This is a genomic window from Rheinheimera sp. KL1 (genome assembly GCF_001275035.1).
Classification (GTDB): Bacteria; Pseudomonadota; Gammaproteobacteria; order Enterobacterales; family Alteromonadaceae; genus Pararheinheimera; species Pararheinheimera tangshanensis.
This window is the reverse complement of sequence record NZ_LAMX01000010.1, coordinates 94,809-120,196: the sequence shown is the minus strand read 5'-3', so window position 1 is coordinate 120,196 and position 25,388 is coordinate 94,809. Positions and strand designations below refer to the sequence as shown.

The following is a 25,388-nucleotide window of genomic DNA, read 5'->3' as shown; positions in this document are numbered from 1 at the left end:
ACACCTTAGTTAAAATACTTTAGGAGGAGGAGGCGCTAACACTTCACGGTTACCGTTATGGCCTGCACCACTGACAATACCACTCATTTCCATTTGTTCGACTAAACGGGCGGCGCGATTATAGCCAATACGGAAGCGTCTTTGTACACCTGAAACCGAAGCTTTACGGCTTTCAGTAACAAAAGCCACAGCCTGATCAAACAGCGGATCAGACTCTCCTTCATCGCCTTCCATCGTCTCGCCCGGTAACAGGCTGTCTTCCGTCGGCTCGCCGTTTAAGATCTCAGAAATATAATTAGGTTTACCACGACGTTTCCAGTCAGATACTACAGCATGCACTTCGTGGTCATCGACAAAAGCGCCATGCACTCGGGTGGGTACACCAGAGCCTGGCGGCAGATATAACATATCGCCCTGACCTAACAAACTCTCAGCACCTTGCTGATCCAATATGGTTCTGGAGTCAATTTTCGATGACACCTGAAACGCCATGCGGGTTGGAATATTGGCTTTAATCAAGCCTGTGATCACATCCACGGACGGACGCTGAGTCGCTAGAATCAGGTGGATACCAGCAGCCCGGGCTTTTTGTGCGATGCGGGCAATCAGCTCTTCAACCTTTTTACCGACAATCATCATCATGTCAGCGAATTCGTCGATCACGACCACGATAGAAGGCAACTTCTCAAGCTCTGGCGGCATCGTCATCATATTGTCGCTTGGCTTCCAAATCGGGTCACGAATAGGTGTACCTGCTGCAATAGCATCCTGAATTTTTTGGTTATAACCTTTTAAGTTACGCACCCCAAGGGCCGACATTAGTTTGTAACGCCGTTCCATTTCGCCAACACACCAGCGCAGGCCATTGGCCGCTTCTTTCATATCGGTAACGACTTCCGTCAGTAAATGTGGAATACCTTCATAGACTGATAATTCCAGCATCTTCGGGTCGATCATTAAAAAGCGCACATCCTCAGGCGTGGATTTATACAACAAACTACAAATCATCACGTTGACGCCCACCGACTTACCTGAGCCCGTGGTACCCGCGACCAGCAAGTGCGGCATACGGCCTAAATCGGCCACTACAGATTTACCTGCAATGTCTTTACCGAGCACCATAGTTAAAGGCGATTTTGATTGGATAAACACTTCATCGCCTATCACTTCAGATAAACGCACTATTTCACGGAACTGGTTCGGCAGCTCTAAACCTATATAGGATTTACCAGGAATAACCTCTACTACCCGCACGCTGATAGCAGATAATGAACGGGCTAAGTCTTTGGATAAACCGGTGATCTTACTGACCTTGACACCAGGAGCTAAATCCAGCTCAAACCGAGTGACAACGGGGCCTGGTAATACAGCCACGACTTTGGCTTCCACGCCAAAATCCAACAACTTGGTTTCCACTAACCGGGACACCCGCTCCAAATCGGCTGGGTCTATAGGATTCGTAGCTTTATCGGGTCTGTCTAACAAAGCTAACGAAGGTAAATCATCCGGGCTGAATGATGCAGCAACAGGAGTGTCATCCTCCTCGTCTTCTTCTATCACCACGGGCGCGACTACGACCTGCCGTTCGACCTCGGCAAAACTCTGTTCCAGATGCTGCAGCTGCTCTGGGTAATAACCATCATCCACAGCGGAGAACGTTAAGTCATCATCAGCCAGGGTATCGACACTAACAAAAGCCACAGCTTCAGTTTTTTCATCCAAAGGCGCAAAAGGTAAAGGCTCGACCCGGTCATTCGGCTGGAAGTACGCGCGGCTTTGTTGCGTTTGAACCTCCTCAATCTGGGGTAAAGGAATTTGCTCTTCTTCAGGCGCGATAAAAGCAGACTGTACAACCTCATCACGACCAGAATTTAAGCGGATCACTTCTGGCGCTGGCTCTGAGTCTGTCGCAGCAAGGTTCAACCTTGTTGCTGCTGTATCGACTGCAATTTCTGGTTCCCGGCGCTGTAAAGGCACAGTAGATTCGGTCTGAAAAGACAGAGGAGATGAAGCTTTGGTTGCAGAGCGTTCTGCCAGATACTGGCCTAAACGGGTTGGTGCCTGATACAAAGCTATCAAAGCGCGCACAGTTAAGGCCCCCAGCTCATCGGCTACTGTGACCCAGGAAATGCCTGTCGCCAAAGTTAAGCCAGTAGATAAACCGCACAACAGCAGTAAAATGGTGCCGATGAAATTAAAGTTTGGCATCAGCATAGAGGCAACCACATCGCCCACTACACCACCGGATGAAAAATAGAAAATATCATTAAAATTAATGCTGCTAATAGCACTGGCACAAAGAATGGTTAAAACCAAACCAATCAGACGCAACCCCAAAATAAGGTAATCCATCTCCATTAAGGCTTTAGCGCGGCGGGTTAACAAATAACCGGCAAAAGCCACCAATGGCGGCACTAAATAAGCAATCCAGCCAAAAGTAAATAACAGAATATCGGCAATCCAGGCACCTTTGGGACCAGCATAATTGTGAACAACGGTTTGGTAACCTGCCTGGGACCAACTTGGATCAGCCGGGTCGAATGACATTAAAGCCAATAACATAAAGGCAGCAAATCCAAAGCTGAGGATTAATCCCACTTCAGATAAGCGCTGCATTCCGTTTAAAGAAAACAATAGTTTGGCTCGCAACCGTCTGGCTTCACTCAACACAACAAGTCCCATTTATTCTAAGAATTCTACCTAGTTAAGATACCAGAGAGACAACTCTGATGCACCCCTTTATAGCCGCATAACCTGAAGCCATAACCTTATTGACCATATCTTCAGCGACAAAAGTCTGTATAAACTTTAATGCCTGAACACTGGCTGTACAAAACCCCTTCGTCCTTGCTGCCATAGCGTCGTTGACTACGCTGCTCGCCTCAGTCACATAGGGACAACTATGCTCCTGGGGTTACGCTGTGTCTTTGATGTTATAGCCCTGTTGAAGGCACCTGCATTAATTGACCGCCACAAAGGTCGTTTGTTTCACTTCTTCCATCACCACGTAAGTCCGGCTTTCGCGTACGCTGGGTAAACGTAATAAGGTTTCCCCTAACAACTCGCGATAAGCGGCCATATTGGCCACCCGGGTTTTTAATAAAAAGTCGAAACTGCCGGAGACTAAATGACATTCCTGTATTTCATGCAGCTTCTGCACAGCTTTACTGAACTCATCAAAATCTTCAGGTGAGGTTTTACTTAAAGTAATCTCCACAAAAACCAGTAACGCGGAACCTACTTTATTTGGGTCGACCTGTGCTGTGTAGCCCAGTATATAACCCTCGGCCTCCAGTTTACGCACCCGCTCCAGACAAGGAGTGGCACTGAGCCCTACCCTTTTCGCCAATTCAACATTGGCAATACGACCGTCGTGTTGTAGTTCAGTCAGGATTTTGCGGTCAATTCGGTCTAGTTTTTTAACACTTTTACTGGTTTCGTACATAGCAGATAAAAATTTCACATTTCAATTTATAGCAGGATTTATAACTGTGATTCATCAAAAAAACAACAGGTAAAACTACAAATCAGTAACTATACTAGGCAAAAATTTTACCCAACCCTACACAGGCGGAACATCATGATTATTGGCGTACCTAAAGAGATTAAAAACCACGAATACCGCGTCGGTATGACCCCTGCCAGCGTGCGTGAGCTGACAGCTCTTGGTCACACTGTTTTTGTTGAACACAATGCAGGTAGCGGCATTGGTTTTGGTGACGATGCCTATCAGGCTGCTGGTGCCACAGTATTAACTACTGCGGCTGAAGTCTTCGCTAAAGCAGAAATGATTGTCAAAGTAAAAGAGCCTCAGGCTGTCGAGCGCGCTATGCTGCGTGAAGGCCAAATCCTGTTCACTTACCTGCACTTAGCACCGGATCTGCCACAAACTGAAGACCTGATCAAATCAAAAGCTATTTGTATCGCGTACGAAACAGTGACAGACAACCGCGGTGGCTTGCCTTTATTAGCGCCTATGTCTGAAGTGGCTGGCCGCATGTCTATTCAGGCTGGTGCCCGTGCTTTAGAGAAATCATGTGCCGGTCGCGGTATGTTATTAGGCGGCGTGCCAGGTGTTGAACCTGCCAAAGTAGTGATTATCGGTGGTGGCATGGTCGGTACCAACGCAGCTCAGATGGCTGTTGGTATGGGTGCTGATGTAGTCGTACTGGACCGCAACGTAGACGTATTACGTCGTATCGATGCTCAGTTCAACGGTACAGTGAAAACTGTGTACTCCACTGTAGATGCGCTGGAAAAACATGTGTTATCCGCTGACTTAGTCATTGGTGGCGTGTTAATCCCAGGTGCTGCAGCTCCTAAGCTGGTCACAGCAGATCATATCAAACGTATGAAACCAGGTTCAGCCATTGTTGACGTGGCGATTGACCAAGGCGGTTGTGTCGAGACGTCTAAAGCCACGACTCACGCTGATCCTACCTACATTGTGGATGACGTTGTGCACTACTGCGTGGCCAACATGCCAGGCGCAGTACCACTGACTTCTACTTTTGCACTGAACAACGCCACTCTGCCATTTATCATTCGTTTAGCCAACAAAGGCTACAAACAGGCACTGCTGGACGATGCGCACCTGTTAAACGGCTTAAACGTGATCAATGGTCATGTGGTAAACAAACACGTGGCAGACGCATTGAACCTGCCATTTGTTGAGCCTAAACAAGCTTTAGCTGCACTGTAATTTTACAGCGAAGAATAATCAGGGTGGCCTTTGGGTCACCCTTTTTTTTTACTGAGAATTCCGTTAGTCTTCAGACTTTATTCTTTGTGGTCACTGAGTTATGAATTATTTGCTATCTGCACTTCTTGCTTTGAGTTTTTCTGTTACTGCTGCTGAGACCATTGAACAGATCAATTTCGAAAAAGAATGGATCAAAGTAGGACACGTTCAATTTCAAACCGAACTGGCTCTGACCCCAGAACAGCGCGCCCGTGGTCTGATGTATCGCGATAGCGCAGAAAACGGCATGTTATTCGTGTACGATGAAGCCCGAGTGCTGTCGTTCTGGATGCGTAACACCAAAGTGCCCTTAGATATAGCCTATATCAAAGCTGACTGGACTATAGAGCCGGTACAGTTTTTGTATCCTTACGATGAAAAAGGCAAAGCTTCACAAGGGCCAGTAATAGGCGCTTTGGAGATGCCGCAAGGCTGGTTTAAAGCCCAGGGGTTAGCGGCAGGTACAAAGATTATCCGTTGTGGTAAGAAGTGTGAGTGAGAGCAACTGCTGATGACCCCCTAAAGAGCCATAGACTCAGAGATTAAAAGGTTCCTGATCATCCCGCAGCAGCAGAATTTCGCTAAAACCCATCTTTACAAAAGCGTTTTTGCGATAGTCTTTGAGCGCACCTGTGCCTTTGGATGTCATCGCCACTTGCTGCTCCATCTTGCGAAATGCGGTTAAGTCTATGCCTTCGGCTGCGGCTACAGCTTCGAAGCTATCGGCGTATTTGTCGTAGCTGAATGGAATTTTTTTCCACTCCCCTTTGTATTTATAACTGATATGCCGTGCCATCTTCCAGCTCCTTATGTTGTGTAAACTGCTGTTCTTGCTGAGCTAAGGTCTGCTGTTGTTTCAGCGCTGGTGCCGCATACATTTGCTCTACATAAGGGCGTAGCTCTTCAGGCAAAGACGCCATTTTGGTTTGATACCACAGGCTTTCTTCTCCAGGGTCCAGCTCCATATCCATTTGCGCTGCTAAATAATTGACCGGATATAAACGATAGCCAGCCCAGATCTGCCGATCTATTTCCGCCGCTAGCATTTGAGGGTTCTGGAAAGTGGTCTGAATAGCTTCACCAAAATGCACATGCACCCGGCCTTTTTGGCCCACTATGCCCTGCACTATGCTTTGGATATCTTCCATCTCCGACTTTTTGTATTCACCTGTACTTGCTAATTGATGCAGCTCGTTGGCTTTAGCCTGATCCAGCGGGTCAAATTCATAGGATAAACACACTGGCACAATATTAAGCGACTGCATATAAGTCGCAAAATCCAGACCACGTTTTTTCCCTTCGATATAAAACATTTTTAAGATAGCTTCATCGGTTTGATCCAGGCCATCTTTAGCCCGGCCCTCTTTTTGCGCTATCCAGATCGAATGGCCTGTTTCGAGTGAGTCTTTGATATACGCCGACAAATGCCCCAAGGCTTTGAGCATCTCGCGTGGGGCTTTGATCGAACGTTTGACGATAAAACTTTTATTAAGCTTCATCAGTTCTGTAGCACAAGGCATTTTCAGCAGGTTATCGCCAATAGCAATACGTACAGTGTCCATGCCTTTTTGATGTAAACACCAATTGACCAGCGCCGGATCCATAGCGATATCTCTGTGATTCGAGATAAATAAATAGGATTGTTTTGGATCCAGATGTTCAAGACCACTGACGCTGACGCCAGCAGAGCTGTTGTGCAGACTTTGCTGCAAAAAGTCCGCCACCATATGCTGCACATCAGACACGGTGCGCAAACCTTTGGCTTTACGCGCCAGTAACCAACGCAGTACAGGGGTAAACAAATAGCGGATAGTTTTAGGCCAGCTGGCCAGGCGGTAATTTAAAATGGCATGCAAAAAATCGGCGTCGTCTAATAAACGACGAATCGCATCCGGTACTTCATGGTCAAAATAAGGGCGAATATCCTTGAACGGATCCGTTTGATTTGGCACAGCTTTTAAATCCCAGCTTGAAAATGTGCACTATTCTACCTGTTGCCTGAAGGATCACCAGTCTAATCTGGCCCGATCTCTTGAGAGTTGTTTGTTTATTAGGCAATTTTCTTTACATCAAGCCGTCAGGGCATAAAGTGGTGCAAATTGCAGCGGCATCAGGCGGTTTTGTTGCACCCGCACTAACTGACCGGCCGATAATTGCTTACCATTTAATAGCTCCATAGGCTCCAGCAACAGACAATCCACCATAGGATCGGCTTTCGCAACTAGCAGCACTTTTGCACGGCTTAAACCCTCTAGTTTGGCGATACTCATTAAGTGGCTACTGCATTCTATGCTGGAGAAATTAAACAGGTGACTTTTTTGTACCGGAGCTTTGACAAAATTTAAAGCAGCAACAGCGCGCGTTGCGACTGTCAGTAGCTCACTGTCAGGCAATAGACCTTCCAGTGCTTCGGCAAAATCCATCAACAGCTGAGCTTGCTCCATACACAAACTTTGCTGTTCTGGTTTTGACAGCAGCTCTTTGGCACTGAAGGCAGTTTGAATATGATGGCTGTTTGATAACTGTAACAGCAAACGGTCTTGCTCGTCGCAATACTGCCAGCACCAGTCAGGGCATAAAGACAACATAATCAATCCTTATGAATTCAAGATGTTGCCTTTCTACACCTGTTTATAAGCCCTGTTAAAGATTATTTTGGACTAAATATCAGGGATCCAAAATTGATCGGCATATGAGTTATTTCAGGCTCTCGACGATCTCTTTGATCAAGCTTGGGCCTTGATAAATAAAGTTGGAATAGATCTGGACCAGATTGGCACCAGCATCCATTTTATCCTGTGCCGCTTTGGCAGAGTCTATGCCACCGACCCCAATAATTGGCATCTTTGGACCAAGAGCTGCACGGAACTGCCGAATAATTTCGGTACTTTTTTGTTGCACAGGCAATCCACTCAAACCACCCATTTCATTGCCATATTTCAGATGTTGCACCGCACTTTTATCCAGAGTGGTGTTGGTGGCTATGACACCATCCATTTTGCTACGCAGCAATGTTTCCGCCACTTGCTGCACTGCTACTTCGTCCATATCAGGCGCAATTTTGACAAAAACTGGCACATATTTATCTTGCTGTGCCTGCAGATCCAATTGCTCGTTTTTTACCGCCTGCAGTAAATCAAATAAGGCATCGCCAAATTGCAGGTCCCGCAAACCCGGTGTATTGGGTGAGGAAATATTTACTGTAATGTAACTGGCATGCGCATACACCTTACGCATACATTCAATGTAATCGTCTTTGCCCTGCTCGTTCGGTGTGTCTTTGTTTTTGCCGATATTGATACCCAGCACGCCTTTGTAGCTGGACTTTTTAACGTTCTCGACCAGGTAATCCGCGCCTTTATTATTAAAACCCATACGATTAATAATGGCGCTCGCTTCAGGTAAACGGAATAAACGGGGTTTATCATTTCCAGCCTGAGGACGTGGCGTAACAGTACCTACTTCAATAAAACCAAAACCCATCTGACCAAAAGCATCAATGCAATCAGCGTTTTTATCTAAACCCGCCGCCAAACCCACAGGATTATCAAAATGAATACCTGCAACAGTCACTGGCTTTTTCGGTAAATCCTGGCGCCACAGCAAGGATGCCGGGGTATTTTTCAAATGCTTTAAGCTGCCAAGGGCCAGGTGATGTGAAAACTCAGCATCAGTACAAAACATCAAAGAACGCGCCAGTGAATAGAACATAACAACCTGCTTTTAATAATGAATAGTTAGAAACTCTCTGCAAAAAATCGTCTGGAACGATTTTTAACAGCTTTAGCTGGCCCGAAGGGTGCTCTGCAGGATAGCAGAGCATAAAAAGCACCGGCTCTGAAAAGAGCCGGTGTATTCTAGCTGGAAGCTGAATTATTTCACAGGGTCACAGTGATGACTGAGTAACATCAACTCACGCAATGCCACTGAGAATTTGGCAAACTCATGGCTCTTCGTGGTTTTGAACTCAGCCAGCATTTGACGCCAGCGCGCCAGTACCGGCTCATGCTCAGTGATCCAACTGCCGATGACCGCTTCTGCATCACAAGCACCACCACAACCACGAACGACCACTGCAGACAAGGCACGTTGTTGCCAATCCAGCTCTTCACGGTACGAAGCACGAGCCAGCGCCTGCCAATGGTTCGCTACCGGTTGTTGAGTAATTTGCTCCAGGAACCAGTGCAGATCTAACCGATCGCCCAATTTGAAGTAAATTTCCGCTGTTAACAGCAGAGAGTTTTTCTCTGCATCTGCCACCTGAGCAATATCCATCACAGAGAAGCAGGTACTCAGCTGAGCCAAATAACGAGCGACATCTGCAGGTACGCCTTGTTCAATGAAGCTTTGCTCATTGGCGGCCAGTTGTTCAGCTTCGCCCGGAGCCAGTAATTTTTGCAGGTTATTGCTGATTTCAACAAAAGCAGGTTTGAAGAAATCTATCGTCTGCTGAATATCCAGCGCCTTGTTACGATGACGTAAGAACCAGCGTGTCGTACGGCGCATAGTGCGGCGCAACTGGTGGAATAACTTGATCTGCAGCTCTGCAGGGATCACGTTATCCAACTCTTCCAGCTTGTTCCATACCGTCTCCACATCAAACAGATCGCGGGCTATGGTGTAACACACCGCCACTTCAGCAATAGAAGAACCTGTTTCTTCCATCATACGCTGGGCGAAGTTAGCGCCCATGTCGTTGACAATAAGGTTAGCCAGTTTGGTGGCAATGATCTCAGCCTTTAACGGGTGAGTTTCCATCTCTTTGGCATAACTTTGTTGCAGCACTTTCGGGAAAGCTGTAAACAGATGACGTTTAAAGTAACTGTTTTCATAAATTTCAGGCAACACCAGCCACTCTTTCATCACCATCTTGCCATAAGCGGTCAGAATGGCTAGCTCAGGACGGGTTAACCCCTGACCTTTAGCTGTGCGTTCAGCCAAGGCGTCATCTGAAGGTAAAAACTCCAGTTCGCGGTTTAACTTACCGTCTTTTTCCAGCGAATGAATAAAGCGGGTGTATTCCTTCATCTGTTCTGCGCCCAGCACAGAAGAGACAGAAATACTTTGGGTCTGGCGGTAACAATCGTTAATTACTATATCTGCCACATCATTGGTCATAGCCGCTAACAGCTCGTTACGCTGCTTCAGCGTCATATCACCGCTGGCAACCAGAGCGTTTAACAGAATTTTGATGTTCACTTCGTTATCTGAACAGTCCACACCGCCGACGTTATCGATAAAGTCGGTGTTGATGCGGCCACCGTTGGCTGCATATTCAATACGGCCACGTTGAGTAGTACCTAAGTTACCACCCTCACCTATGATTTTAGCTTTAACGTCTTTACCGTTAACACGCAAAGCTTCAGAACCACGGTCACCGACTTCTGCATGAGTTTCATCTGTGGCTTTGACGTAAGTGCCGATACCACCGTTCCAGATCAGATCCACATCCATCATCAGAGCCGCACGAATAAATTCGTTAGGTGTCAGGCTGACTGCATTAGTGCCTAACATCTGCTGCATTTGTGCTGTCAGTTTGATCGATTTCGCACTACGCAGGAATATACCACCGCCTTCTGAGATCAGTGACTTATCAAAATCATCCCAGGTTGAGGTGGGCAGATTAAACATACGCTCACGTTCAACAAAGGTCTTAGCTGCATCCGGATTCGGGTCAACAAAAATATGCATGTGGTTGAATGCAACCTGCAGACGAATATGTTTGGATAACAGCATGCCGTTACCAAACACATCACCGGCCATATCGCCTATACCGACACAGGTGAAATCTGTGGTCTGACAGTCAATACCTACTTCACGGAAGTGACGTTTCACTGACTCCCAACCGCCACGGGCAGTGATCCCCATGCCTTTATGGTCGTAACCGTTTGAACCACCTGAAGCAAAAGCATCACCCAACCAGTGGTTGTATTCCAGTGAAATGCTGTTGGCAATATCAGAGAAAGTCGCCGTGCCTTTATCAGCAGCCACCACCAGATACGGGTCATCTTCATCTAAACGCACCACTTGTTTTGGTGGCACAATCTGGCCTTGCAAAATATTATCAGTCACATCCAGTAAACCGCGGATAAAAGTGCGGTAACAAGCTTTACCTTCGTTTAACCAGGCTTCACGACCACCGGATTCTGGCAGCTTCTTACAAACGAAACCACCTTTGGCGCCCACAGGCACGATCACAGTGTTTTTCACTTGTTGTGCTTTCACCAGGCCCAGAACTTCGGTGCGGAAATCTTCACGACGATCGGACCAACGCAGACCACCCCGTGCCACTTTACCGAAACGTAAATGCACCCCTTCTACTTTAGGTGAATACACAAAAATTTCGAAGAAAGGCAGTGGCAGTGGCATATCCGGGATCAGAGCCGGACGCACTTTAAAGGAAATATAAGGTTTGTCGCTACCATCTTCCGCTTGCTGGAAGTAGTTGGTGCGCACAATGGCCTGAATGATAGCGAGGAAACGACGGATAATACGGTCATCATCCAGGTTCGCTACGTTTTCCAGTTGCGCCAGGATTTCTGTATGCAGAGTCTCAGCATCGGCCTGATTGGTGTCCTCCAATGCAAACTTGGCATTAAAGAGTTTCACCAGCAGATTCGCCAATAGCGGATAACGACCAAAAGTCGATTCAACATAAGCCTGACTGAAAGTCCCGCCGATTTGGCGTTTATATTTAGCAAAAGCACGTAATAACGAAGCTTCGCGGCCTGTTAAACCAGCACCTAAAATTAAACGGTTAAAACCATCGTCTTCCAGATCGCCTTTCCATACTTTGGCAAAAGAGTCCTGAAATGACAGCTGAGCCTGTTCAAAGTCAGCTGGCATAGTGCCGTTAACTTCCATCGCGAAGTTTAAGATCCAGCTGACAGAACCATCAGGGCAACGCACGGCATAAGGGGTTTCACCAATCACACGTAAACCGAAGTTTTCCAGTATTGGCAGCACATCGGATAGATAAATCGGATGATCTTTATGGAACAGGTTTAAACGCACCGCTTTGCTATCGTTGCGGTCTTCCTGCGGACGATAAAACAGCATGTCCAGGCGATGTTCATCGTTCAGTGATTCAATCTTTTCAATGTCGACCAGCGCATCGTTAGGTAACATTTCATCTTTGTACGATGAAGGGAAAGCCGTTAAATACTTGCGGGCCAACTCACGGCCACGGGCTTCGCCATAATGGCCAACCAGCGCAGCTTCCAGCTTATCTTCCCAGGTGCGGGCCGCTTCTACTAGATTACGTTCAATTTCTTTCACATTAAACTCGATATTGTTATCGTTGATACGAACGAAATAATGGGTACGAGCCAATACAGATTCAGAGAAGTAAGTGGTAAATTCCACAGCTTCAGTGCTGCCCAGCGACTGAGCTAAAATCTGTTGCGTATCTTTACGCAGCTGAGTGTTGTAGCGTTCACGCGGCACATAGACCATAGCAGAGACAAAACGTCCAAAGGCGTCTTTGCGCACGAACAGACGGGTCATATCACGTTCCTGCATTTGCAGTACGCCAGTTGATACATCCAGCAACTCATCTGTCGTGGCCTGAATTAACTCATCCCGTGGGTAAGTTTCCAGAATATTTAATAGGGCTTTGTAGGCATGAGTACCGTGGGCAAAACCAGATTTTGCCATCACTTTAGCTAACTTGGTTTTCAGCAATGGAATATCAGCCGCACTGTTGTTGTACAACGAAGATGAGTACAAACCAATAAAGCGGTCTTCACCTATCACATGGCCTTTGTCGTCAAAACGTTTAATACCGACATAGTCGATATAAGCCGGACGATGCACACGGGATTTATTATTAGTTTTGGTCAGGATCAGCAACGACGAACTTAATGCCTGCTTGCGCGCCTGTTCAGGTAAATCAGATAACATTAAATCGCGCGAGGTAGAACGGCGCATTAAACCTAAAGCGCTGTCGTTCACCCCTTCAATTTTATGATCGCCTTCTACCGCTTTGATGCGGTACTCACGATAACCCAACAAAGTGAAGTTATCTTTAGCCATCCAGTTTAAAAATTCTGTGGCTTGCTCCAATTCAGTTGAATTGATAGACCCTGCTTGTTTTGGTAAGTCAGCAATAACCTGCAGCAGTTTAGCCCGGGTTGGTTTCCAGTCCTGCACAGCCAAAGACACATCTTCCATCACAGATTGCAGTTCAGAGGTTAAGGCCTCTACTGCAGTTTTATCCGTCATGCGGTCAATTTCGATATGGAACACGGTTTGTTCCGTACTGGCTTGCTCCACAGTACCCAGCTTAAAAAAGTCCGTGATGTCGTTTTTATCGTTACGGAGCGTTTGCAATGGGTAATGTAATAACAAATGAGCAGTAATGGATTGGCGGCTTAATGCCATCCTTACGGAGTCGACTAAAAACGGGCTGTCTTTCACTACGATTTCAACAATAGTGTGTTTAGATTCCCAACCGTGTTTAGCGATCTCTGGGTTAAATACGCGAATTAAGGCCTTAGCATCGGTATGCCCATTAAAGCTTTGCCATAAGCTAAGGGCAGCGCCATATAAATCGCTGTCGTTGCGGCCAAACAAATCTTCGTGGGACATATTGCCATACAGAGTGTGGGCAAATTTTTCGACCAGTTCGACCTGATCTTTGACTTTAGAGCGAATAAGCTTACTTACATTTTGTAGTAGTACAGAAGGTTGACCGTCTATCAGTGCCATTTTTGTATCCTTTTTTGAAACCTTTGTCTGCAAAGACTTGGTTTACTTACATACAGAGCGTGTCAGGTGCGAAGTTTATTGAGTATTGACGGGCTTTTCGAGCTTTATTTATGTCTTTGTCACTGGTTGTACCAGAAGGGAGATCGATGATTTGACAAGTTATTCACCCGCTGTAAATAGAAAATGGCCTTACGGCCATTTTCTTGTTTAAACATGCAGTTATTTACATAAATAGCGACTAGTTGTTTTTTCGCCAGAAAAAGGCCGCCAGTGCGGGTAACACCAAAATAGCGCCGAGCATATTTACTAAAAACATAAAGGTCAGCAGTATGCCCATATCGACCTGGAACTTCAGTGCTGAGAACACCCAAGTGCTGACGCCTATAGCTAGCGTGATACCGGTAAATAACACTGCACTCCCCGTCTCTTTTAACGCAGTGAAATACGCCTGACGCAGCGGGGTTCCATCACGCAGTAATTGCGTCATGTTCGACAGAATATAAATACCATAGTCGACCCCTATGCCAACCCCAAGCGCTATCACAGGTAAAGTCGATACGGTTAAACCAATTTCCAGTTTAGTCATCAAAGCAGTCGCCAGAATAGACACCACATAAAGCGGCACTATCACGGCCACTGTGGCTTTGATGGAACGGAAGCTGATCAAACACAACACTATCACAGCACCATAGACATACCACATCATAGGGGTTTGGGCTGCGTCCACTGCTTCATTAGTCGCCGCCATTACACCCACAGGACCAGAAGCTAATTTAAACTTCACTTCATCCGTGCTGAGTTCTGCACCCGCTTTTTTAGCAGCAGCCACCACAGTTTCAATAGTCTCAGCTTTGTGGTCGTTTAAGAACAGAATCACCGGCATCACAGAGCAGTCACTATTGAGTAAACCTGTGCTGGTTTCTACTCTGCTCGATGCTTGCACTAAGCTTTCTGTGGTACGCGGTAATACTTTCCATTTGACATTGCCTTCATTAAAGGCTGCGTTGATAGATTTAGACACAGAGGCCAGCGACACGGCAGACTGCACACCAGGTACGTTCTCCATTTGCCACTGGAACTGGTCAATTCGGTTCATCACATCGTGGAAAGTACAACCATTGGCTGGAGTTTCCACCATCACATTGATGTAATCGACAGAAATAGCATAACGGTCTGTGATCAGAAAAGTATCCTGGTTATACACAGAGTCTTCATGCAAGGCCGGAGCCCCCGGATGCAAATCACCAATTTTCAAATAAGCGCTTTGCTGCCACCCTAAAGCAAATAACGCCGCTGTCGCTATTAAAATAACCACAGCATACTTAGGAGTCGCAAAAGCTGACAAGTTATACCAAAACTTCTCAATACGTGGGTGTGGTGTCTGAACCTTCTGCTTGTACTTGTCGCTGAATTTCACATAAGACATCAACACAGGCAATAAAATCAGGTTGGTCAGGATAATGATACCCACACCTAAACTGGCGGTAATGGCAAGCTCACGGATCACTCCAATCTCAATAATCAACAGTGTGATAAAACCCACAGTATCAGACAAAAGAGCAATACCACCGGGGATCAATAGCTTACGGAAGCTTGCCTGAGCCGCAGTTTTAGCATCCATACCCAAAGCTACATTTTTACCTGTCGCATTGATCATCTGGACACCATGGCTGACGCCTATCGCAAAGACCAGAAATGGCACCAGAATAGACATCGGGTCGATACCAAAACCCAATACGGTCAGCATGCCCATCTGCCAGATCACCGCAATCAGAGAACAGGCGATAGGTAACAAAGTCAGCATCACAGAACCGCTGAACAGATAAACCATTATGGCGGTAATGACGATAGCGACAGCAAAAAAAGCCAAAACACCTTTAGCTCCGTCTGCCACATCACCGACCATCTTGGCAAAACCAATGATATGCACAGTCAGATTTTCATTCTGATACTGACCTCGAACTTGCTCTTCAAGCTCTGCAGCGAATTTAATGGTGTCGAGTTTCTGTTGGGTATCAGGATCGACCTCTAACAATTGTGCTGTCACCATGGCACAGCTGAAATCGTCAGCCACCATGCGGCCTACAACACCCGCTTTTTCCACGTTAGATTTAACTACAGCCAAACCTTCAGCTGTTGGGGCAAAGTCGGCCGGGATCACCGGACCACCAGCAAAACCATCTTCGACCACTTCAACAAAACGGGTGCTGGGGCTGTACAGAGATTTCACCAGACTGCGGTCTACACCAGGCAGGTAATAAATCTGATCATGAATTTTCTTAAAAGATGCAAAAAAATCCGGGTTAAAAATATCGCCTTTAGCATCACAAACCGATACCAGAATATTATTGGCTCCCCCAAAATCTTTGGCGTGCTGCATGTAGGTTTGCATGTATTCATGCTTCAGCGGGATATTTTTTGTAAAAGCCGCATCCAGTTTAATTTGGCTGGCTTTGAATAATAAAAACAAAGTAGCGAGTACAAAAAGTACGATGACAGCGATACGATGACGGAATAACACCGTCTCACAGCTGGTTACTATTCGATTCAGACTCATGTTATTCCGGCTTCTTGATTGCTAAGGTTCGAATTCCAGCTTCGGTCACTAATACCAGCTGATCCTTGACTGCGACGGCATTCAAAATGGCTTTACTGTCTTGTGTTGGCATTGCACTAAAGCTGACGCCATCATCCTGACTGACTAATAAAGTACCGGCATTCCCTGTCAGGTAAAGATGCCCTGCAGAGTCTGTCAGTACGCTATTCAATGTTGCGGTTTGAGCCAGTTGTATCTGCTGCCAGCTTTGGCCTAAATCTGTGCTTCTGAACACATGACCACGTAAACCTACGGCAATCAGGCTATTTTTTGGCGTCATCGTCAAACCAAATAAAGAACCGTTATAAAATTCCGGATGACGAGTCCAGCTTTTGCCAAAATCTGTACTGGTAGCAAAAAAACCTGCTTCACCAATCAGATACAACACATTATTGTGCTGATAAATACGGTTGAAATGTGGCAGTACCGAAGCTCTTTCGTCTAGATAAGCCTCAGGGTCTGACTCTTGCAACTCTTTTAAATACTCCTGATCTTCGCTGCCCACCAACTCCAGATGAAATTCATCCAACCAGGTTTTACCACCGTCTGTAGTGCGGTAAAACATACCATAAGCACCAAGCGCTATGCCGTTATTGGCATCAGCAAACAAAATATCAAACAGCGGCTTATCGGTTTCAGGTTTGAATTGCTGTAACTGCCAGCTTTGCCCACCGTCTTGTGTGGCAATGATAGTGGCATCATGCCCTACTGCCCAACCGTGTTTTTCATCCGAAAAATACACTGAGGTAAACAGGCTTTGCACTGGGGTCTGCACTTGTGTCCAGCTTGTGCTGTCTTTACTTAACAGCAAATGGCCTCGATCACCTACTGCAACATACAGCTGATCGTTCACCTGAATTAAATCTGTCAGTACAGCCTTTTCCGCCAAAGGCATCAAATAAGATGGCGTCGGCGCAACGGCTGACTCTGCCTGAATATGAGTTGTCAGCAGCAGAGCTGCGACAGAAGATAAAAGTTTAACCATCATTAGAGTTTTCACTCAGCTTCAATTTAAAAACAAAAACGGTTGGCATCAAGCCAACCGTTTATTAGATGTCTACAGCTTAACGGGTACCTTCACGGCGTAAAGCCGCAGGTGTAAAGTCGTTGTCTGTTAACGGCACAGAGAAGTCATACATCTTGTCTTCGTTGTCTAAACCGATCGCAATATAACGACGGGTATTCAGATCGTGGAAAACTTCCAGCGTACTCCAGTGTGTTGGCACTTCGTAGTAGTTCAGACCGTGAGCTACAGCAACACGATACAACTCGCCTCTGTTGTCATAAAGGTCAGCTACATGAATTTGCCAGCTATCTTCATCAATAAAGAACACACGTTTGCCATAGACATGGCTGGTACCACTTTTCAGGTTGGCTTCTACCACCCAGACGCGGTGTTTTTCCCAGCGTACATAGTCAGGATTAATGTGGCCTGGTTTGATCAGATCCGCATATTTCACATCTTTGCTATGTAATTTATAACTGTTGTAAGGGATAAACAGCTCTTGTTTACCCACTAACTTCCAGTCATAACGGTTTGGTGAACCGTTAAACATATCAAAGTCATCTGTAGTACGCAGACCATCAGAGGCTGTACCCGGAGCATCATAAGCGACGTTAGGCGCACGACGTACACGACGTTGACCTGTATTGTAAGTCCACGCCTGACGAGGTGTTTTCACCTGATCCATGGTTTCATGCACTAACAGCGCAGTACCGGCCAGACGAGCTGGAGTGGTGACAGCCTGCTTAAAACGGAACAGAATGTTTTCTTTTTGTAACGCATCCACAGTGGCATCAGGGGCTGAATACTTGAACATGATTTGTTCATCAAAGCCGATAGTCACATAATCGCCTGACGCTGTAGGTGCAACCTGGCCACCGTTACGGCTGGCCGCTACACCACGAAAGCGTAAGGTGTGGTTCCAAATAGCTTCTAAACCGTTCGAAGGAATTGGAAACGGGATACCAATGGCTGCATTGACAATACCGTTACCGCCTTCAACCAGCTCAGCACTTCCTGCAATTTTCTTTGTCGCATCATAGACATACTGTGGGTAAGACGCAGTACGACGAGTCTGATATACATTCATTTTGTAGCTGTCCGGATAAGCTTCAAACAGCTTGATCTGACCAGGACTTAGCATATTTTTGTATTGCGCCAGATTGGACTTATCAATAGTAAATAGTACTTTATCGCCAGCGAACGGATCGGGGTGGTGATCACCTGGCTTATAACCAGCTGGAGCAGACTGGATACCACCTTCCCACGCTGGAATACTACCATCGGCATTACCGGCTTTTTCCGCGCCGAGCGGCGTCAAATCAGCACCCAAACGGGCAACCTGATCCGGGGTTAACTTCGCAATAGCACCACAGCTAACAACTAGCGCAATAGTGGATGCAATCAGGGTGAGTTTTTTCATAATGGTTCTCGCCTCGTCCCTTAAATAGAGTATTTAATGTTAAAAGATACAAAATCACGGTCAGCTGTATTGTTGGTTGTGCCTACACCACCCCAAAAGGCGTTATAAGAAAACTCAGAAGACCAGCGGTTCAGATAATCAAAAGCCACAGTGTAACCTACAGACTTTTTGTCCTTAGAGAACATAAACAATGGATCCGGTGTAATACCGTTCACGTCATGTGAAAACACCACACGATGCGACATATTGATACCAGCGAACACGTCGTTGAAATCTGCTTTTGCTAATAAACGGTAACCCCAGGCTGATGCGGTCGGGAATGGGTTGGTTTCAGCACCATTGGATAAGGCTGTATGTACACCGTCTTTATTCACAAATGGGCCATTGTTGATCGTGCCCAATAGAGGACCGCCGCTACGGTCTGTATTTGGACCATTTAGACGTAATACAGATTGATCTGGCATATCATTAATTTTGATACCACCCACTTCAGCTAACATAGAGAAGTTATCTGCAATCCACATTGGGCCAAACAAGTGAGTCACAGTGATCTGAGCTTGGGTGGTGTCAGACAGAATATAACCCTGAGCGAATTGGCCCGGACCAACTTTACGACCGTCGTAACGACCAATCTGACTGATCCCTTCCAGTTCAGGACGTAAGCCTGCAATAGCTAACTGCTCTGGCATGCCCGCATACAGAATTTCCACATCATCAATTTGCAGTGGTTCGTCCTGACGGTAAGACAATTCACCCGCAACAGAGGTGCCCTCTACAGTGGTGTTGAAGCTAAAACCATAAAGCTTAATATCTTCCGGATACTGAATTAAACCTTTGGAGAACACATCCAGCTCATTGATGTTTTCTTTATTGATATTTCCTTGGTTTGCAGCCAGATAAGCCAAAGACTGGATCACTCCCAGAGGCTGACCATTGGCATCCACACCTAGACGAAAATCAGAAGCGATACCCGAAATCAGCGGAGTACGGCTATGGTAATTCATGTGATAAACCGCAAATTCAGTGTCGTTCAGTTCAGGAGAAAAATACTCCAGCTTGATACCATACTGACCACCGTCTTCTGGCTCAATTTCACCTGCAGCACCTTGAGGTCTTAAGGTGACTTTAGTGGAATAGGCCAGCATAGCATTCACAGCAGCTGAGCGTTGTGCAGCAGTTGACGCCGGATTAGTCAGGGCAGCCAATAAAGCTGGGGCATTTTGCGACAGCAGGTTCATTTCAGACACTAAGAAATCCAGATCAATGTCCGGGTTACCAGCAAAACCTAACTGAATATTCTGGTTGTATCCACCTTCGCCAGCAAAATCATTGGTAGAAAAATAGGAACCTGGCACTGGTAGATAGCTATTTTTCCAATCGTACTGATAAAACACTTCAGCCGTTAAGTTCTCAGTAACGCCTAAAGAGGCCCAAGCCATACCTACCGGAATATATGCTTCTTTTAATTCAGCACCAGGACTACGGGCTACACCGACGTCGATTGGCGTAATATTGATACCGTGCTGGATAAAGGTGCTTTCACCCCAGCTTAGTACCTGATTACCTACCCGGATAGACAGAGGGTTAGCGCCATCGTTTAACGCGAAGTTGCCATAGACATAAGCATCCAGTACACGGATATCACGACAGGCCAGTTCCTTCGCTTCGTCGTCAGCACAAGGGTCAACTCTGTTTTTGGACAATGGATTGGTGTAAGCCACCTCATGGTCCATTAAGGCTGAATCATAGAAATAAGTGAAGCGACCAAAAAAGCCGATGTCATCTTTGGCAATAGATAATTCGTGCGTACCACGGAAAACTTCCGAGAATACATCACCTTGGTCGTAATTCAGGTTGCCTGCATCACCGTTGCTGGAATAAGCACCTGGCTGAGACCAAATCTGAGAACCTGTATAAATTGGATTGGTAAAAGCGCTGTAATTGGTCCAGTCAAAACGCGGATGGTTGACCTTACTGATGGTATCCCAGTCACGGTCTTCCGCCCGCCAACTGGCACCGTAGGAGAACGTAGAGTCAAACACTACTTCTACGTCATCAAAATTAAAAGTAGCGGCCTGAGCACTGGTGGCCGACAAGGCCAATAGTGCAGAAGCAACACCCATAGCTAAAGTACTTCTGACGAAGGCACCCGGCTTAGTATTCATTCGTTATCTCCCCCCCTGTCCCTGCAGGTATTTTGTTATTTTTTATTTTGAGCCAACCAACTGCTCGGAGGTCAGCTTGTATCGAAGAAATCATTACATCATTTTGATCGGGGCGCAAGGCTTGCGATCAGTCAAATCTGTTGATTTTTATTCAGTTTTTTCCCTTTCTCCCTGTGAAATGCTACTGCTGATACCTGATCCGGTTTGACCAGTTGAATGAAGATCACCTAACTAAATGAAAATAATAGCTAAAGTAGAAGAATTTGCTTGTTTTGTTTTAAGTTGCCGTTTTAAGTAATAACTCTAATTTATTTTCTCTAAAGTCTGGAACTTACCCTGATCGGTCAAGGTTAATACAAAGCGCGCATTGACTCCGGTATGGCTGATGTAAGGCCGAAAATGACGCAGAGGCAATTGCACTGTCTGGCCATTTTCAGCCTGTACCACCACATCGGTGTACAAGCCCTGATAAAAAGCCAGACATTGCTCTACATCAAGCACCAGTCTGAATTTATACTGTCGCATCAGCTTAAACTCTTGCTCACTTTTTCATACAAATCATTACTCAGCTCTTTGCTCAGCATAGTCTGTAACACAGCTTTTAACTGCTGTTGACGAACAGGTTGATAGCGTTTCCATGACAATAAAGGTGTCACTAAACGGGATGCAACCTGAGGATTAATTGCATCCATTTTCAACACTACATCAGCCAATACCTGATAACCTCTGCCGTCTTCTGCATGGAACATGGCCGGATTTTGCTGATAAAAAGCACCAAACACAGCTCGTACCCGATTCGGATTTTGCCAACTGAATTGTGGGTGAGCAGTCAACTGCTCCAAAGTCACAAAAACAGAAGATGTCGGATAAGAGGCACTGAGGTTAAACCATTTATCCAAAACCAATACATCATCACGCCAGCGCTGCTCAAAATCATGCATCAGTGAGGCAAATAATGGGTGAGCTGCGCTTCGACAAGCACGCAAGACAGCTAACTGATCGGTCATATTGTCGCTATGCTGGTATTGCTGGGTTAATAAATCGTCTTTGCCAGCAATAAAGGCCAGGTAATGTAGACAGACCGATCGTAAAGCGCGCTTGGCAACCTGTTGCTCTTGATACTGATAGGCTTCACTACGCAATGACTGATAACAGTTATGCCACTGATCCGCTAATTCTTCCGCCAGTTGTTGCACGAAGCTCTGTAATACCCATACTAACTCCTGTATTGGTATCTCCTCGAACTGCTCTGCCACCATGTCATAAGCTGGTACTGTCAATAACTCAGCAGTAAAAGCTAAATCATCCAGCGGCTGAATTAATAGCTGTCGATAAAACTCAAGTAAGGCAGCCGGTAACTGATAGGTTGTACCCACGTTTTTAGCTTCGATAGCAGCTTTCACCTGACTTTGCCACAACTGCTGTATCGCATCCCAGCGCGCCACACCATCTTTCGCATCGCGGGCTATTTGCAACAGCTCATCCATACTGTACTGATACTGTAATTTCACTGGCGCCGAAAAATCAGCTAAAAGCACAGGTACTGGTTTTTGGCTGACCGCAAAACTAAACTCCTGCTGAGCTTCCGTCATTTCGAGCAGATAAGACTGACTTATTCCATCTGAAAGCAACTCAACCCGCACAGGTAGCAACAGAGGCTGTTTTTCTGCCTGATCGGCAGTGGCCGGAGTGTGCTGTTGCATCAGTAGTTTAAATTCACGTTTTTTCGCATCAAACTGGCTGTATATTTTTAACTCTGGTGTGCCAGATTGTTGATACCAGCGCCTGAACAGGCTTAAATCACGGCCATTGGCATCCTGCATTGCATTGACAAAGTCATCACAGGTCACGGCTTGACCATCATGGCGTTTAAAGTACAAATCCATACCTTTTCTAAAACCGTCCTGTCCCAGTAAGGTATGCAACATACGAATAACCTCAGCACCTTTGTCATAGACTGTGACGGTATAAAAGTTATTCATTTCAAGTACTTGTTGTGGCCGGATCGGATGTGCCATAGGACCGGCATCTTCAGCAAACTGCGCGGTACGAATGGTTTTCACCGCATCGATACGGTTTAAAGTCGCTGATCCCATATCAGCGCTGAATTGCTGATCGCGAAATACCGTCAAGCCTTCTTTTAAACTCAGCTGAAACCAGTCGCGGCAAGTGACCCTGTTGCCGGTCCAGTTATGGAAATACTCGTGACCAATAATGGATTCGATATTAAAAAAATCAGTGTCCGTGGCTGAGGCTTGATCGGCCAGCACATATTTGCTGTTAAAAATATTTAAGCCTTTATTTTCCATCGCGCCCATATTAAAAAAGTCGACCGCAACGACCATGTAAATATCCAGGTCATACTCCAGACCAAAAGTCTGTTCGTCCCACAACATGGCGCGTTTTAGCGACTCCAACGCAAACTGTGCCCGATTTTTATTGCCTTTATCGACATAAAATTCCAACGCCACTTCGCGGCCAGAGCCTGTGGTGTAGCTGCCCTTTAAACAATCAAAGTCCCCTGCCACCAAGGCAAATAAATAGCTTGGTTTTGGAAATGGATCGACCCAGGTGACATGACGACGGCCATCCGCCAGCACTGTGGAACTGACCAGATTGCCGTTACTTAACAGCGCAGGATAAGCCTTATCGTCGGCGATAATATGAGTGGTAAAACGGGCCAATACATCGGGTCTGTCGAGGTAGTAACTGATTCGGCGAAACCCTTCAGCTTCGCACTGAGTGCAATAAGCGCCATTGGACAAATACAAACCTTCCAGCGCTGTATTGGCTTTTGGATTGAGTTCAATCTTAAGCTCAAGTTGTGCTTTGGCTGGTATACCAGGCAAGATCAGTTGCTCAGGCGTGACCTGATAGGCATCTGCATGCAATAACTGGCCATCCACAGAAACAGCTAATAACTTCAGCTCTTGTCCATCCAGAATTAGCGTACCTGCTTTGTCACTTATTGATGCCACCTGATAAACGGCGGTCAGCACCGTCGCTTCCGGATTTAATTCGAAACTAAGCTCCACGTCGGTAATAGTAAATTCTGGGGCTTTGTAGTCACTTAGTTTTTTTGCCTGACGGTTCGATATCTGACTCATCACAAAATTCTCTTTTAATATCTGAAAACAACAAGGCCAGTTAACAACTGGCCTTTTTTTATTATTTACCCTGAACGGCCGCTGTGATTGGCGTGTCCGGTGGTGTTAGTTTTAATACTTTGATGCCCATGTAGGCATAAATCACCGCCAGTACCGGGTTAATCAAATTAAAAAACGCATACATCGCATAATCCAGCGGATTGACATTGAGCACCCCATGCATATAAGCACCACAGGTATTCCATGGGATCAGCGGACTGGTGATAGTGCCGCCGTCTTCTAAAGTGCGGGATAAATTCACCGGAGCTAAACCACGACGTTCGTATTCTTCTTTAAACATCCGACCAGGCATCACTATCGACATATACTGATCTGCAGTCAAAATATTAGTCGCGATACAAGTGGCGATAGTGCTGGTAATTAACGAACCAGTGCTATGGGCTTTATGCAAAATAGCTTCGACAAATTTACGCAATAAACCTATATGCTCCAGCACAGCACCAAACATCATGGCAGAAAAAATTAACCAGCAGGTGTTGAGCATTTTTACCATACCACCACCGTTTAGCAGTTTATCTAATTCTGCATTTTGAGTTTCAATGACAAAACCACCATGCAAGGTAGTCCATACCACTTTTAAGGTGGCAAGCACGCCGTTTAGCTGCGGATCAGCCATTTTAGCAACCAGTTCCGGCTGGAATAACACAGCCCAAATGCCGCCTAACAAAGCACCGATAAATACAGTAGGAAATGCCGGAACTTTTTTAACGGCCATAGCCATCAACACCAATAAAGGCACTAACATCAGAGGACTGATAGAAAAGTGCTGCTGTAAAGCGTCGCTGATTGCCCGGATTTGAGAATCGTCCGCCGCAGCATCGGCGTTAAATCCCATCACAGCAAAAATAATAAGCGCCATCACCAAACTTGGGATAGTAGTCCAGGTCATATGCCGGATGTGATCGAATAAATTTGAGCCAGCAACAGCAGGAGCAAGATTCGTTGTTTCACTGACAGGTGACATTTTATCACCAAAATAGGCACCAGAGACTATAGCCCCAGCCGTAACAGCCGGAGACATCCCAAGCCCGGAAGCCACACCAATCAGCGCTACACCTATAGTAGCGGCCGTGGTCCAGCTACTACCAATACTGATAGCAACCACAGCGCAAAGCAAACAGCTGGCCGCATAAAACCAGGACGGATCCAATAGCTGCAGACCGTAATAAATCAATGAAGGCACAGTGCCGGCCAGCAACCAGGTACCTATTAAAGCTCCCACCGAAAAAAGTATCAGCAACGCCCCCAAGGACAACGAAATACCTTTGACCATCGCCTGCTCTATCTCAGCCCAGCCATAGCCATTTTTTAGCCCTATCACCACGCCAACAAAGGCTGCCACAAATAACGCAATTTGGTTGGCACCATAAGATGAATCGCTACCATATAAAAACACGGAGAGACTCAATAAAAATACCAGTACAAGCAGCGGAATGCTGGCATCCAAAAAGCTAGGTGCCTTGATCTGGCGCGGTGTGGTTTGTAGTTCCATGGAATTGTTCTCTTCTCGATTGGTTAACACCAATTCTGTTGTTATAAAAAGGGGTCAGAGCCAATGACCGCTTGTGCGACTCATTGGCTCTG

At 46.1% G+C, this 25,388-nt stretch carries 16 protein-coding genes; 2 read left to right on the top strand and 14 right to left on the bottom strand.

The window, feature by feature from the left end; all coding sequences use genetic code 11:
- Nucleotides 1-9: 9 nt before the first annotated feature.
- On the bottom strand, nt 10-2,682 hold the full coding sequence (locus WH43_RS21040; protein ID WP_053423509.1) for a DNA translocase FtsK: 2,673 nt from the start codon (nt 2,680-2,682) through the stop codon (nt 10-12).
- A 277-nt stretch (nt 2,683-2,959) separates the two neighbouring features.
- A complete protein-coding gene (gene lrp / locus WH43_RS04785; protein ID WP_046521198.1) occupies nt 2,960-3,445 on the bottom strand; it encodes a leucine-responsive transcriptional regulator Lrp in 486 nt (161 codons plus the stop codon).
- A 135-nt stretch (nt 3,446-3,580) separates the two neighbouring features.
- On the opposite strand from lrp, the gene ald reads away from it, so the two are divergent.
- Nucleotides 3,581-4,702, top strand: coding sequence for an alanine dehydrogenase (ald, locus tag WH43_RS04780; RefSeq protein ID WP_053423507.1), 1,122 nt, complete (start codon nt 3,581-3,583; stop codon nt 4,700-4,702).
- A 100-nt stretch (nt 4,703-4,802) separates the two neighbouring features.
- Nucleotides 4,803-5,240, top strand: coding sequence for a DUF192 domain-containing protein (locus WH43_RS04775; protein WP_082335685.1), 438 nt, complete (start codon nt 4,803-4,805; stop codon nt 5,238-5,240).
- Nucleotides 5,241-5,276: 36 nt separating this feature from the next.
- On the opposite strand, the gene WH43_RS04770 is transcribed toward WH43_RS04775, so the two are convergent.
- From WH43_RS04770 to nhaC, 12 genes are all read right to left on the bottom strand, one after another.
- The gene (locus tag WH43_RS04770) at nt 5,277-5,537 is read right to left on the bottom strand and encodes a DUF2960 domain-containing protein (RefSeq protein ID WP_053423505.1); all 261 of its coding nucleotides are present in this window, start codon (nt 5,535-5,537) and stop codon (nt 5,277-5,279) included.
- Complete coding sequence (locus tag WH43_RS04765; protein WP_053423504.1) at nt 5,515-6,693, bottom strand: 1-acyl-sn-glycerol-3-phosphate acyltransferase; 1,179 nt, start codon at nt 6,691-6,693, stop codon at nt 5,515-5,517. The genes WH43_RS04770 and WH43_RS04765 overlap by 23 nt, the downstream gene beginning before the upstream one ends.
- A gap of 117 nt (nt 6,694-6,810) precedes the next feature.
- The gene (locus WH43_RS04760; RefSeq protein WP_053423503.1) at nt 6,811-7,329 is read right to left on the bottom strand and encodes a cell division protein ZapC domain-containing protein; all 519 of its coding nucleotides are present in this window, start codon (nt 7,327-7,329) and stop codon (nt 6,811-6,813) included.
- Between the two features lie 109 nt (nt 7,330-7,438).
- Nucleotides 7,439-8,452 (bottom strand): quinone-dependent dihydroorotate dehydrogenase, encoded by a 1,014-nt coding sequence (gene pyrD / locus WH43_RS04755; RefSeq protein ID WP_053423502.1) that lies wholly within the window; start codon nt 8,450-8,452, stop codon nt 7,439-7,441.
- 162 nt (nt 8,453-8,614) lie between these two features.
- On the bottom strand, nt 8,615-13,450 hold the full coding sequence (locus tag WH43_RS04750; protein ID WP_053423501.1) for an NAD-glutamate dehydrogenase: 4,836 nt from the start codon (nt 13,448-13,450) through the stop codon (nt 8,615-8,617).
- Nucleotides 13,451-13,688: 238 nt separating this feature from the next.
- The gene (locus tag WH43_RS04745) at nt 13,689-16,007 is read right to left on the bottom strand and encodes an efflux RND transporter permease subunit (RefSeq protein WP_082335684.1); all 2,319 of its coding nucleotides are present in this window, start codon (nt 16,005-16,007) and stop codon (nt 13,689-13,691) included.
- 1 nt (nt 16,008) lies between these two features.
- Nucleotides 16,009-17,034, bottom strand: coding sequence for a WD40/YVTN/BNR-like repeat-containing protein (locus WH43_RS04740; protein ID WP_053423500.1), 1,026 nt, complete (start codon nt 17,032-17,034; stop codon nt 16,009-16,011).
- 76 nt (nt 17,035-17,110) lie between these two features.
- Complete coding sequence (locus tag WH43_RS04735; protein ID WP_053423499.1) at nt 17,111-18,472, bottom strand: DUF1329 domain-containing protein; 1,362 nt, start codon at nt 18,470-18,472, stop codon at nt 17,111-17,113.
- 20 nt (nt 18,473-18,492) lie between these two features.
- On the bottom strand, nt 18,493-20,637 hold the full coding sequence (locus WH43_RS04730; RefSeq protein ID WP_053423498.1) for a DUF1302 domain-containing protein: 2,145 nt from the start codon (nt 20,635-20,637) through the stop codon (nt 18,493-18,495).
- Nucleotides 20,638-20,940: 303 nt separating this feature from the next.
- Entirely contained in the window at nt 20,941-21,162 is a 222-nt protein-coding gene (locus WH43_RS04725) for a DUF2835 family protein (RefSeq protein WP_053423497.1), read from the bottom strand.
- The gene (pepN, locus tag WH43_RS04720) at nt 21,162-23,744 is read right to left on the bottom strand and encodes an aminopeptidase N (protein ID WP_053423496.1); all 2,583 of its coding nucleotides are present in this window, start codon (nt 23,742-23,744) and stop codon (nt 21,162-21,164) included. The genes WH43_RS04725 and pepN overlap by 1 nt, the downstream gene beginning before the upstream one ends.
- A gap of 61 nt (nt 23,745-23,805) precedes the next feature.
- Nucleotides 23,806-25,296: a Na+/H+ antiporter NhaC gene (gene nhaC / locus WH43_RS04715; RefSeq protein ID WP_053423495.1), complete on the bottom strand. Its 1,491-nt coding sequence runs from the start codon at nt 25,294-25,296 to the stop codon at nt 23,806-23,808.
- Nucleotides 25,297-25,388 lie beyond the last annotated feature (92 nt).

Excerpts from the sequence above, each read along its gene's own strand:
- WH43_RS04725 (WP_053423497.1), bottom strand. The coding sequence starts at position 21,162 with ATGCGACAGTATAAATTCAGACTGGTGCTTGATGTAGAGCAATGTCTG.
- WH43_RS21040 (WP_053423509.1), bottom strand. The coding sequence starts at position 2,682 with ATGGGACTTGTTGTGTTGAGTGAAGCCAGACGGTTGCGAGCCAAACTA.
- WH43_RS04770 (WP_053423505.1), bottom strand. The coding sequence starts at position 5,537 with ATGGCACGGCATATCAGTTATAAATACAAAGGGGAGTGGAAAAAAATT.
- WH43_RS04760 (WP_053423503.1), bottom strand. The coding sequence starts at position 7,329 with ATGTTGTCTTTATGCCCTGACTGGTGCTGGCAGTATTGCGACGAGCAA.
- lrp (WP_046521198.1), bottom strand. The coding sequence starts at position 3,445 with ATGTACGAAACCAGTAAAAGTGTTAAAAAACTAGACCGAATTGACCGC.
- nhaC (WP_053423495.1), bottom strand. The coding sequence starts at position 25,296 with ATGGAACTACAAACCACACCGCGCCAGATCAAGGCACCTAGCTTTTTG.
- WH43_RS04745 (WP_082335684.1), bottom strand. The coding sequence starts at position 16,007 with ATGAGTCTGAATCGAATAGTAACCAGCTGTGAGACGGTGTTATTCCGT.
- WH43_RS04730 (WP_053423498.1), bottom strand. The coding sequence starts at position 20,637 with ATGAATACTAAGCCGGGTGCCTTCGTCAGAAGTACTTTAGCTATGGGT.
- ald (WP_053423507.1), top strand. The coding sequence starts at position 3,581 with ATGATTATTGGCGTACCTAAAGAGATTAAAAACCACGAATACCGCGTC.
- pyrD (WP_053423502.1), bottom strand. The coding sequence starts at position 8,452 with ATGTTCTATTCACTGGCGCGTTCTTTGATGTTTTGTACTGATGCTGAG.
- WH43_RS04740 (WP_053423500.1), bottom strand. The coding sequence starts at position 17,034 with ATGATGGTTAAACTTTTATCTTCTGTCGCAGCTCTGCTGCTGACAACT.
- WH43_RS04735 (WP_053423499.1), bottom strand. The coding sequence starts at position 18,472 with ATGAAAAAACTCACCCTGATTGCATCCACTATTGCGCTAGTTGTTAGC.
- pepN (WP_053423496.1), bottom strand. The coding sequence starts at position 23,744 with ATGAGTCAGATATCGAACCGTCAGGCAAAAAAACTAAGTGACTACAAA.
- WH43_RS04775 (WP_082335685.1), top strand. The coding sequence starts at position 4,803 with ATGAATTATTTGCTATCTGCACTTCTTGCTTTGAGTTTTTCTGTTACT.
- WH43_RS04750 (WP_053423501.1), bottom strand. The coding sequence starts at position 13,450 with ATGGCACTGATAGACGGTCAACCTTCTGTACTACTACAAAATGTAAGT.